At 68.9% G+C, this 11,870-nt stretch carries 8 protein-coding genes; 6 read left to right on the top strand and 2 right to left on the bottom strand.

All coding sequences use genetic code 11. The features are described from left to right. Window positions 1-99: 99 nt before the first annotated feature. Genes Q4F04_RS12565 through Q4F04_RS12555 form a run of 3 tightly spaced genes read left to right on the top strand, consistent with a single transcriptional unit; the run spans window position 100 to window position 4,543 of the window. Window positions 100-978: a DUF4159 domain-containing protein gene (locus Q4F04_RS12565; protein ID WP_303370163.1), complete on the top strand. Its 879-nt coding sequence runs from the start codon at window positions 100-102 to the stop codon at window positions 976-978. Continuing rightward, window positions 975-3,110: a hypothetical protein gene (locus Q4F04_RS12560; RefSeq protein ID WP_303370162.1), complete on the top strand. Its 2,136-nt coding sequence runs from the start codon at window positions 975-977 to the stop codon at window positions 3,108-3,110. Before Q4F04_RS12565 ends, Q4F04_RS12560 begins: the two co-directional genes overlap by 4 nt. Beyond that, window positions 3,107-4,543, top strand: coding sequence for a D-alanyl-D-alanine carboxypeptidase/D-alanyl-D-alanine-endopeptidase (locus Q4F04_RS12555; protein ID WP_303370161.1), 1,437 nt, complete (start codon window positions 3,107-3,109; stop codon window positions 4,541-4,543). The genes Q4F04_RS12560 and Q4F04_RS12555 overlap by 4 nt, the downstream gene beginning before the upstream one ends. A 117-nt stretch (window positions 4,544-4,660) precedes the next feature. On the opposite strand, the gene Q4F04_RS12550 is transcribed toward Q4F04_RS12555, so the two are convergent. Then, window positions 4,661-5,083 carry a tellurite resistance TerB family protein gene (locus Q4F04_RS12550; protein WP_303370164.1) on the bottom strand — a complete coding sequence of 141 codons (423 nt, stop codon included), beginning with the start codon at window positions 5,081-5,083 and terminating at the stop codon, window positions 4,661-4,663. An 82-nt stretch (window positions 5,084-5,165) separates the two neighbouring features. On the opposite strand from Q4F04_RS12550, the gene Q4F04_RS12545 reads away from it, so the two are divergent. Further along, entirely contained in the window at window positions 5,166-6,749 is a 1,584-nt protein-coding gene (locus Q4F04_RS12545) for a lysine--tRNA ligase (protein ID WP_303370160.1), read from the top strand. Window positions 6,750-6,919: 170 nt separating this feature from the next. Then, on the top strand, window positions 6,920-9,214 hold the full coding sequence (locus Q4F04_RS12540; protein ID WP_303370159.1) for a glycosyl hydrolase family 28-related protein: 2,295 nt from the start codon (window positions 6,920-6,922) through the stop codon (window positions 9,212-9,214). 55 nt (window positions 9,215-9,269) lie between these two features. Here Q4F04_RS12540 and Q4F04_RS12535 read toward each other — a convergent pair whose 3' ends face one another. Then, a complete protein-coding gene (locus tag Q4F04_RS12535; protein ID WP_303370158.1) occupies window positions 9,270-9,755 on the bottom strand; it encodes a HugZ family protein in 486 nt (161 codons plus the stop codon). Between the two features lie 194 nt (window positions 9,756-9,949). On the opposite strand from Q4F04_RS12535, the gene acs reads away from it, so the two are divergent. Continuing rightward, window positions 9,950-11,870: acetate--CoA ligase (acs, locus tag Q4F04_RS12530; RefSeq protein ID WP_303370157.1), on the top strand; the 1,921-nt coding region annotated here is incomplete at its 3' end.

Here is an 11,870-nt window from a genome sequence, read left to right as displayed (position 1 = left end):
GGGCGGCTGGCTGCTGGCGCTGGCCGGCTTGCTGCTGGCCGCCGACGCCCTTGGCACCGCCCTGATCGCGGGCAGCCGGCGCGGGCAGGGGGCCGCCGCATGAGCCGGCCCCTGACCCGCCGCGCCCTGCTGATGCTGGCGGCGCTGATCCCGGCATTGGGACAGGCGCAGGACCTGCCCGAGCCGGACCCCCGGCTGGCCGAGGCGGCACGTGAAAGCTCGCTCGCCTATGTCGTCACCGGAGAGATCGAGGTGGACGAGGCATCGGACCTCGGGCTGGCCGGGCTGACCGGGGCGCTGCGGGCGCGCACCACGGTCGAGCCGGGAACGCCCGTCGCCGTCGCGCTGGACGAGGACGACCTGTCGCTGCTCAGCTTCCTTTACTGGCCCGTGACCGACAGCCAGCCGCTGCCCTCGCCCACGGCCTATGCGCGGCTGAACCGCTTTCTGCGGACGGGGGGCATGATCCTCTTCGATACCCGCGACGGCGATCTGGCCGGGACCGGGGCGCCGGACGGCTCGGCGGCGCTGCAGCGGCTGGCGGCGCCCCTGGACATCCCGCCGCTGGCGCCGGTTCCGCCCGACCATGTGCTGACCCGCGCCTTCTACCTGCTGGACGACTTTCCGGGCCGCTGGCAGGGCACCACCCTCTGGGTCGAGGCGCTTGAGGCGGGCGCCGGGACGGGGGCGCTGGGCCGATCGAACGACGGCGTGTCGCCGGTGGTGATCGGCGGCAATTCCTGGGCCGAGGCCTGGGCCGAGGATGACTATGGCCGCCCGCTTTATGCCATTGGCCGGGGCTATGACGGCGACCGCCAGCGCGAGCTTGCGCTGCGCTTCGGCATCAACCTTGTGATGTATGTGCTGAGCGGGAACTACAAGTCCGACCAGGTCCATGTCCCCGAACTGCTGGAACGGCTGGGGCGCGAACGGGGCGAGCCGCCCTCGGACCTGCGGATACCGGGGCTGCTGCCATGACGCGGCTGGGGTTCGATCCGCTGCTGCCCTGGCCCTTCGTCGCGGCGCTGGTGGCGCTGGCGGTGCTGGCGGCGGCATTGGCCTGGTGGCGCGGCCTCAATGGCTGGCCGTGGCGCGGCCTTGCCGGGCTGGCTGCCGCCCTGGCGCTGGCGGGGCCGGTGCTGGAAACCGGGGTGCGGCGCGGGCTGTCCGACATCGTGCTGCTGGTCGAGGACCAGAGCGCCAGCCAGTCGCTGACCGGCCGCACCGAACAGGCCCGCGCCGCCGCGCAGGCCATGGCCGACCGCATCGGGTCCACCCCCGGCACCGAACTGCGCCGCATCACGGTGGGCGACGATCCCGACGGCACCCGGCTGGGCGAGGCGATCACCCGCGCTCTGGCCGCCGAGCCCGAGGCGCGGGTCGCGGGCGCCATCGTCGTCACCGACGGCCAGTTGCACGACCCAGCCGCCCTGCCGGCCACGGCCCCTGCGCCGGTCCACGTCCTGCTGACCGGCCAGCCCGCCGACTGGGACCGCCGGCTGGTCATCGAGGAAGCCCCAGCCTTCGGCCTGATCGGAGAGCCGGTGACGATCCGCGTCCGGGTCGAGGACCAGGGCGCGGTGCCGCCCGAAATCGAAGGCCGGGCCGCGACCCTGCGCGTCTCGATCGACGGGGCCGAGGAGCAGGTGGTGACGATCCCGCCGGGGATGCCGCTGGACATCCCCGTGACGCCCTCGCATGCCGGGCAGAACGTGGTGGCGATCTCGCTTGATCCGCCCGGGGGCGAGCCCGCGCAACTGACCGACCTGAACGACCGCGCCGCCGTCCAGATCGAGGGCGTCCGCGACCGGCTGCGCGTGCTGCTGGTGTCGGGCGAGCCGCATCCCGGCAGCCGCGTCTGGCGCAACATCCTGAAATCCGACACGAACGTCGATCTGGTGCATTTCACCATCCTGCGTCCGCCGGACAAGATGGACGGCGTTCCGGTGGACGAACTGGCGCTGATCGCATTCCCGACCGAGGCGCTGTTCCAGCAGCGCATTGAGGATTTCGACCTCATCATCTTCGACCGCTACAGCGTGCGCGGCATCCTGCCGCCGGCCTATTTCGACAACATCCGCCGCTATGTCGAAACCGGCGGCGCCCTGCTGGTGTCTTCCGGCCCCGAGGCCGCCAGCGTCGAAAGCCTGCACCTGTCGCCCTTGGGCGCGATCCTGCCGGGGCGGCCCACGGGGCGGTTCCTGAACGCGCCCTTCCTGCCGCGCCTGACCGATGCCGGGCAGCGCCATCCTGTCACGGCCGCGCTGCCCGGCGCGCCCGACCCCGACGCGGCCGGGGCCTCGCACTGGGGCCGCTGGCTGCAGATGGGCGACGTGATCCCCGAACCGGGCGCCGAGGTGCTGATGGTGGGTGGGGAGGACCGTCCGCTGCTGATCGCCGATCGCGTGGGCGAGGGGCGGGTCGCGCTGCTGACCTCGGACCAGGTCTGGCTGTGGGCGAGGGGCTTCGAGGGCGGTGGCCCGCAGGCCGAGCTTCTGCGCCGCATCGCCCATTGGTCGATGAAGGAGCCGGATCTTGAGGAGGAGGCGCTGACCGTCTCGCTTGCCGAGGGTATGGGCCTTCAGGTGACGCGGCAGACGATGGAGGATGCGGTCGGCCCCGTGACGATCACGCGGCCAGACGGGACAATGGCCGAACTGGCGCTTGAGCCGGTCGCGGACGGGCGCTTCTCGGCCCGTTGGCAGGCGCCGGGGCCGGGGCTTTACCGCCTGTCCGAAGGCGAGTTGTCGCGTGTCGTCGCGGTCGGACCCGCCGCGCCGCGCGAGTTCGAGCAGACCGTCGCCACAGGCGAGACCCTGACGGGTCTTGCCGAGGCCACGCGCGGCGCGGTGCTGCGGCTGTCGGACGGGGTGCCCGATTTGCGGCGGGTGGCCGCGGGCAGGCAGGCCTTTGGCGAGGGCATCCAGCGCCCGTGGATCGCCATCACCCCGCGCGAGGCCGAGGCCGTGGACGGGCTGGCGCTGCGTCCCCTGCTGCCGCCATGGGCCTGGCTGCTGCTGGTTGCCGGGCTTGCGCTGATCGGATGGCTGGTCGAGGGCGGACGGCTTGGCCGATCCCTGAAGATGCGCCAGGTGCCGGCCTCAGGATGATGGACAGACGCGGCTTTCTTTTCTCGGCGCTGAGTGCCTCTGCCCTGCTTGCGGCCCCCGCCCGGGCCGAGCGGCCGGCCAGCAGGCCGATGGCGTCCCCGGCAGAGATGCTGGCGCAGGCAAGGCTTGGCGGTGCCGAGCTTGGTTTCGTCGCTATTGATCTTGAGACGGAACTGCCGGTGACGGGCCATCAGCCGGGGCTGATGCTGCCGCCGGCAAGCACCCTCAAGATCGTGACGGCGCTTTATGCGCTGGATCGCCTCGGGGCCGCGCACCGCTTTTCGACCCGCGTGCTGCGCGACGGCGATACGCTGGTGCTGGCGGGCGGGGGCGACCCGACGCTGGACAGCGACGGGCTGGCAAGTCTTGCCGGGCAGGTGGCGCAGGCCGTGGGCGGGTGGCGTCCGGCGCGCTTTGCCGTCTGGGGCGGCGCGCTGCCGCGGGTGGCCGAGATCGCGCCGGGGCAGGCGGCGCATCTTGCCTATAATCCGGCAGTTTCCGGGCTGATCCTCAACTTCAACCGGGTCCATCTGGGCTGGCGCTGCGAGACCGACTGCGCGCTCAGCCTCGAGGCGCGGGCCAGCGGTCATTCCCCGCGCGCCTATACCATCGGCGCAGGCGTGCGACCGGGCGGCGGCGCCTATCTGCACCGCGTCGGCGAGGGGCGCGAGCATTGGGATATCCCCCGCGCGGGGCTGGGCGCGCGGGGCACCCGCTGGCTGCCGGTCCGCCAGCCCGAGGCCTATGCCGGGGACGTGTTCCAGACGCTCGCCCGCGCCGCGGGCCTGCCGCTGCCGTCGCCCGAGGTGATCGAGGAAACCCCCAGCGGCCATGAGATCGCCCGGCATGACAGCCAACCCCTGCCGGCGGTGCTGCGCGGGATGCTCAGGCATTCGACGAACCTGACGGCCGAGGTGCTGGGGCTGGCAGCGAGCGGGGCGGACGGACAGGTGGCCTCGGCGCAGCGCATGGCAGAGTGGCTGCAGGCGACCGGCGCGGGCATGGCGCAACTGGCGGATCATTCGGGGCTGAATGCGGGGAACCGCATCTCGGCCGAAACGCTGGCGCGGCTGCTGGCGCGGCCCGGGGCGCAGGCGGCCCTGCCGGCGCTGCTGAACCCCGACCCGTTGCGGGACGTGCTGGGCGAGGCATCGCGTGGCGGCGGAAAGGCCGGCGCGCCGCTGGTGCAGGCCAAGACGGGGACGCTGAACTTCGTGTCCTCGCTGGCCGGTTACGCCTCGGTGCCCGATAGACGCAGGGTGGCTTTTGCGGTGCTGGCGGCCGACGAAGCGCGGCGCGCCGCGACCGAGGGGCAGGACTGGCCCGAAGGCAGCCTTGCCTGGGTCAAGCGCGCAAAGCTGCTGCAGCGCGACCTGGTCGCGGCAAGCCTGGCGCCGCCCCGTGCCCTGCGGGTCTTGCCGCCGGAGATCTGAGGCGGGGGCTGGCGCGGTGGGGTTCCACCCGGCGTCCTTGCATCTGCGGCATGGAGGCACGGGCTTGCGGAGAGCAAGATTCCACCCGCCATCACCCGCCGGTTCCGGCGCGGAGGATCAGATTCGCCGGTTCCTTGCCCGCGCCGCCAGCTCGATGGCCGCGGCATGCAGGCGGTCGATGTCCAGTTCGTCCCGCAGTTCGGTCAGCATCCGCAGTTCGTCCTGCCCCACCTGCCCGTCGGCGGTCGCCACGTCGCAGGCCAGCACATAGGCCGTCTCGAACAGCTTTTCGGGCAGGGCGTCGCGCACCAGCACGAACAGCGCGTCCAGCCCTTCCTCGTCCTCGAAGATCGTCAGGATGGTCTGCGACACCGGGCGCAGCCGGGTGATGTCATAGGTCGCGAAGACGGGAGTGTGGTTCACCAGCCGCTCGATCGCCACCATCTCGGCGGTTCCCAGCCCCTTGCCCGAGGCCGACACCGCCACCATCACCGCGACCAGGGCGTCGCAGGGGGAAAAAGAGGGCAGGTCGAGGCTCATCATGATCTCCGGCAGGAGGGGCTGGAATGTTGACGATGCGAAGGCCGGCCGCTACGGCAGGGCCGAACGGACGGAGAGCACCATGAGCACCCTGCGCGATGCGGCGATGAATTCCAAGGCCTGGCCCTTCGAGGAAGCCCGCCGGGTGCTGAAACGTTACGAGAAGAAAGACCCCGAGAAGGGATATGTCCTGTTCGAGACGGGCTATGGCCCATCCGGCCTGCCGCATATCGGCACCTTCGGCGAGGTCGCGCGGACCACGATGATCCGCCGCGCCTTCGAGCTTATCAGCGACATCCCTACGAGATTGTTCTGTTTTTCCGACGATCTTGATGGAATGCGGAAAGTGCCGGACAACGTGCCGCAGACCGATATGCTGCGCGAGCATCTGCAGAAGCCGCTGACCTCGGTGCCCGATCCCTTCGGCGAATACCCCAGCTTCGGCGACCACAACAACGCCATGCTGCGCCGTTTCCTGGACACCTTCGGCTTCGAGTACGAGTTCATCAGCGCGACCGAGTTCTACCGCTCGGGCCAGTTCGACGAGACGCTGCTGAAGGCCGCCGAACGCTATGACGCGATCATGGAGATCATGCTGGCCAGCTTGCGCGAGGAACGGCAGCAGACCTATTCCTGCTTCCTGCCGATCCACCCGGAAACTGGGCGGGTGCTGTATGTGCCGATCAGGAACGTGGATGCCGTAAAGGGCGAGATCACCTTCGACGACGAGACGGGGCGTGAATGGACGCTGCCCGTTACGGGCGGGCAAGTGAAGCTGCAATGGAAGCCCGACTTCGGCGCCCGCTGGGCCGCGCTGGATGTCGATTTCGAGATGTATGGCAAGGACCATTCCACCAACACGCCGATCTATGACGGCATCTGCGAGGTGCTGGGCGGCCGCGCGCCCGAGCATTTCACCTATGAGCTGTTCCTTGACCAGCACGGACAGAAGATCAGCAAATCAAAGGGCAACGGGCTGAGTATCGACGAATGGCTGACCTATGCGGCCACGGAAAGCCTGTCCTATTTCATGTACCAGAAGCCCAAGTCCGCCAAGCGGATGCATTTCGACGTCATTCCCAAGGCGGTGGACGAATACCACCAGCAGCTTCGCGCCTTTCCCGGGCAGACGCCGGATCAGCAGCTTGCCAACCCCGTCTGGCACATCCATGGCGGCGAGGTGCCTGCGTCCAACATGGTGGTGCCGTTTCAGATGCTGCTGAACCTCGCCTCGGTGGCGGGGGCGCAGGACAAGGAGGGGCTGTGGGGCTTCATCCGCCGCTATGCGCCCGAGGCCAGCCCCGAGACACATCCCGATCTTGACGCGGCGGCAGGCTTTGCTGTGCGCTATTTCAACGACTTCGTGGCGCCCACTCGCCAGTTCCGCGCGCCCACCGACAAGGAACGCGCGGCGCTGGAGGATCTGGCGGGCCGGCTCGCCGCATGGGACCAGCCTGCCGATGCCGAGGCCCTGCAGACCATGGTCTTCGCGGTCGGCACCGAACACGGCTTCGAGCCTTTGCGCGACTGGTTCCAGACGCTCTATCAGGTGCTGCTGGGCGCCGATCAGGGGCCGCGCTTCGGCGGCTTCATCGCGCTTTACGGGGTCAATGAAACCCGCGCCCTGATCGAGCGCGCGCTGGCCGGAGAGCTTGAGGCGGTCTGAGGAAAGGCGGTGCGTGCCAGGCACGCACCAATTCCCGGCACTCTCGGCCGTTGCCTGAACATCTGCTGCACCGCGCGGTGGGTTAACCGCGCGTCAACCCTCGTCCGGCAGGTTCCCTCGCATCGCCGCGGGGCCGTCGTCCTCGCGCCCACGAGAGAGGACGAGAGCGCATGAACATCGCCATCACCGCAGGGCTGCAACTGATGCCTCCGGGGTTTTCCGCGGGTCTTGGCGCATGGTCCCAGGCGAATGGGCTGTCGGGCGAGGCCACCTGGGCCAATTCGCCGAACGCGGCGATCGTGCCGGCGGACCAGGACTTCGGCGCCTGCCTGGAAATCGTCAAGCAGGAGAACGTCACCCGCATCCGCTTCACCGGCGAGACGCCGATCCTGCCGGGCACCTACCTGCGCGTCTCGGCGCGGGTGAAGGGGATCGCGGGGAACCTGCCCGCGGTCCGCATCGCGGGATGGCCGGGCACGGCGCAGCGCCAGCGCGTGACGGGCGTGCCTGAAGCCGGGCCTGCGGTCGCGCTGCCCGGCTATGGCGCGGTGGTCGAGGTGTCGGCCATCGTGGCCACCGCCACCCGGCAGGGCGTCAACATGGGCTGGGGGCCATCCGCCACGCTGGGGCACATGGGGCTGGACCTGACCGGCCCGAACAACGGCGCGGTCCGCATCGAGAACCTGCGGATCGAGGACGTGACCGCCGCCTTCGTGCCAGCGATGATCGACTGGGTGGACGTGCGCGATTACGGCGCCATCGGCGACGGCGTGACGGACGACCGCGCGGCCTTCCAGCGGGCGGATGCGGCAGCGGCGGGCGGGCAGGTGCTGGTGCCTGCCGGCACCTATTACATCGGCGCCAACCTGACCATGAACGAGCCGGTGCGCTTCACCGGCACCCTGAGGATGCCGCGCAGCGCCCGGCTGGGGCTGCGCCGCAACTTCGACCTGCCTTCGTATGCCGATGCCTTCGGGGACGAGACCGAGGGGATGAAGCGGGGCCTTCAGGCGCTGCTGGATTACAGCGACCACAACATCTTCGACCTTTGCGGGCGCAAGGTGGACCTGACCGAGCCGCTGGTGATCGGCGACCTTGTGCCGGGCCTGACCCAGTTCTCGGCCCGCCGCGTGGTCGCCAACGGACAGATCGGCATCGTGGACGGGCCGGAATGGGCGACGCGCACGGTCAACTCGACCGCCACCTATGACCCGGCGCGGGCCGAGGAGCTGCGGAACGTGGCCCAGATCGCGGCGATCGAGGTCGGCTCTCGCCTGACCGGCCCCGGCGTCGGCCGCGAGGTCTATGTGCGCGCGAAGAACGTCGCCACCGGCACCCTGACCCTGTCGCAACCGCTTTACGGCGGCGCGGGCACCCGCAGCTACGGCTTCGTGCGCTATCGCTATGCCTTTGACTTCTCGACCGTGCCGCAGGTGGACCGTTTCTACTTCATGAACGTCGATTTCGGGCTGGACGGGGTCGCAAGCGGGGTGATGCTGCCGCCGCAGGGGGGGCTATGGTCCTTCCGCGACTGCTTCGTGACGCGGCCGAAGGACCGGGCCATCACCTCGATCGGCGAGGCCTGCCAGGGGATGCTGATCGACCGCTGCGAGTTCATGGCCGACGACATGGACCGACCCGCGCAGGACCGCACCAGCGTCTGCCTGAACGTCAACGGCAATGACGTGAAGATCCGCGACAACCGCTTTGTCCGCTTCGGCCATTTCTGCGTGGCGGCGGGCACCGGGCACCTGATCACCGGCAACCACTGGTTCCAGGGCGACAGCCAGAACTCGGGCCTGCGGACGGCGGGGCTGGTGCTGACCGGGCGCAACGCGCAAGTGACGGTGACGGGAAACTACATCGACAACGCCAGCATCGAATGGACCAACGAGCATCATCCCGTCCCGGCCTGGGTCGCTGGCCAGCCGCCCTTCGGCGGGCTGACGCTGACGGGCAACACCTTCCTGTGTTCCCATGCGGTGGCGAATTTCTCGTGGATCGTCATCAAGCCCCATGGCGCGGGACATTCGCTGCAGGGGCTGACGGTGATGGGCAACGTCTTCAAGTCGCTTTACGCGCAGATCGACCGGGTCGAGCGCGTGGATACCACCTTCGCCAACCTGGACAGCAGCAAGATGCGGAACGTGCGGTTCGAGGGCAACACCTTCAACGGCGTCAAGATCCCGACGGCCAACCCGCTGACCGTCAGCCATGCCCAGAACACGGCCTCGGTCCGCTGGGTGGTGACGACGGACGGGGCGCTGCCGTTCAACGGGCAGTCCATGCGGGTCGAATCGATCGTGGCGCAGGGCACCGTGCAGACGGGCGGGGGTGCGCGCAACACCGACCTGCCCTCTGTCTCGACGGGGCAGGGATCGGGCAGGAACCAGGTGATCCTTGATTTCTCGCAGGCGGTGCGAGGGACGATGGGCCTGAAGATCAGGATGGACCAGCCGGAATAAGTCCGGCACAGGACATGACCCGGGCCCGGCGGTGGATTGCCGGGCCCTTGTTCCTTCAGCGGCGAAGATCATCCGCCGTCAGCCGGAAGGCGCGGCCGAAACCGGCGTTCAGCAGTCCGGCCCGGATTTTTAGCCGCCAGAAGCGGAAATCCGGCAACCGGGCATAGACCGCGGCCTTGGGGTCGCGGTCGAGCCATGCGCGGCGCAGGTCCTCGGCGACGTCGGCCGCGACCATCCTCGCCGTGACCTGCAGCGACAGCCGCGCGCGGGTCAGCGCCATGCCGCGCCCGTCACCGGCGCGGCTTTCGTCGATCAGCAGCGCGGCGCGGGGATCGCGGCCCAGCGCCGCCGTATGCAGCGCCAGGCCCGACAGCAGCGCCAGCGGCTCGCCCGCCGCATCCGTCTGCAGGGCGATGCGCGAGGTCATCGGCCAGCCTTCTGCGTCCAGCACCGCCAGCACCCCGTCCCGTGCCGCGTCCAGGATCGCATGGGCCTGTGATACGGCACCGGAATCCGCGTCCTGATGCGGGTCTCGGGTCATGGGGTTTTCCTTTCTTTCAAGGCCGGCAAGAGAGTTTTGCAGGTCGCGGCCCGGCTGGAAACAGTTTTGCAACATTTGCATGTGACAAGCCGCTGGCGCGCACATAGGCTTTGTTCAACCCGCCGTGATTTGTGCGCGCGGGCGTTCCGCAGCGGGGGGAGCCGCTGACGGTCGTTCCATTGCCAGGAGGTCGTATGTCCGTTGAACATGTCGCCAAGCACCCTATCCCCGAAGGGTTCACCAGGGCCCACGTGACGCCTGAAGACTACAAGGCCCGCTACGCCGAATCGCTGTCCGACCCAGAAGGTTTCTGGAGCCGCGAGGCGCAGCGCCTGGACTGGATCAAGCCCTTCACCAAGGTGAAGAACACGGACTTCACGCTAGGGCAGGTCTCGATCAAGTGGTTCGAGGACGGGGTCCTGAACGCCTGCGTGAACTGCGTCGACCGGCATCTGCCCAAGCGCGCGAACCAGACCGCCATCATCTTCGAGCCGGACGACCCGAAAGAACCCGCGCTGAACATCACCTATGCCGAACTGTCGGAAAAAGTGAACCGCTTCGCCAACGTCTTGCTGAGCCAGGGCGTGATGCGGGGCGACCGGGTGGTGATCTACCTGCCCATGATCCCCGAGGCGGCTTACGCGATGCTGGCCTGCGCGCGGATCGGGGCGATCCATTCCATCGTCTTCGCGGGCTTTTCGCCGGATGCGCTGGCGAACCGGATCAACGACTCGGGCGCGAAGGTGGTCATCACGTCGGACACCGCTCCGCGCGGCGGGCGCAGGACGGCGCTGAAGTCGAACACCGACGCGGCCTTGCTGCATTGTTCGGACAAGGTGCGCTGCCTTGTCGTCAAGCACACCGGCGACCAGACGACCTGGGTGCAGGGCCGCGACGTGGACGTGAAATACCTGATGGAACACGCCAGCCCCGACTGCCCGCCCCGGCCCATGAGCGCGGAAGACCCGCTGTTCATCCTTTACACCTCGGGGTCCACCGGCAAGCCCAAGGGCGTCGTCCATACCACCGGCGGCTACCTGGCCTTTGCCTCGATGACGCATCAATACACCTTCGACTACCAGGACGGCGACGTCTTCTGGTGCACGGCCGACGTGGGCTGGGTCACGGGGCACAGCTATATCGTCTATGGTCCGCTGGCGAATGGCGCGACCACGCTGATGTTCGAGGGGGTGCCGACCTATCCCGACGCCGGGCGCTTCTGGGCGGTCTGCGAAAAGCACAAGGTCACCCAGTTCTACACCGCGCCGACGGCCATCCGCTCGCTGATCAGCCAGGGAACGTCGTGGGTCGAAAAGCACGACCTGTCGAGCCTGCGCATCTTGGGTTCCGTGGGCGAGCCGATCAACCCCGAGGCCTGGACCTGGTACGACAAGCACATCGGCAAGGGCAGGTGCCCGATCGTGGACACCTTCTGGCAGACCGAGACCGGCGGGCACATGATCACCAGCCTGCCCTATGCGATCGAAACCAAGCCGGGCGCGGCCACGCTGCCCTTTTTCGGGGTGAAGCCCGCGGTGCTGGACGCCTCGACCGGCGCGGTGCAGGAAGGCAACGGCGTCGAGGGCGTGCTGTGCATCGCCGACAGCTGGCCGGGGCAGATGCGGACGCTCTGGGGCGACCACCAGCGCTTCGAAGAGGCGTATTTCCAGCAGTATCCGGGCTATTACTTCACCGGGGACGGCTGCCGGCGGGACGAGGACGGCTATTACTGGATCACCGGCCGCGTCGATGACGTCATCAACGTCTCGGGCCACCGCATGGGCACGGCCGAGGTCGAAAGCGCGCTGGTCGCCCATCCCAAGGTCGCGGAAGCCGCGGTGGTCGGCTATCCGCACGACCTCAAGGGGCAGGGCATCTACGCCTATGTCACGGTGATGAACGACGTGACCCCGTCCGAGGAGCTGCGCAAGGACCTGGAAACCTGGGTGCGGACCGAGATCGGCCCCATCGCCCGGCCCGACCTGATCCAGTGGGCGCCGGGACTGCCCAAGACGCGGTCGGGCAAGATCATGCGCCGCATCCTGCGCAAGATCGCGGAAAACGACTATGGCAGCCTCGGCGACATCTCGACCCTGGCCGACCCCGGCGTGGTCG

It is taken from the genome of Paracoccus sp. (in: a-proteobacteria), assembly GCF_030536915.1.
Taxonomy (GTDB): domain Bacteria; phylum Pseudomonadota; class Alphaproteobacteria; order Rhodobacterales; family Rhodobacteraceae; genus Paracoccus.
This window is presented reverse-complemented; position numbering and strand designations above follow the sequence as displayed.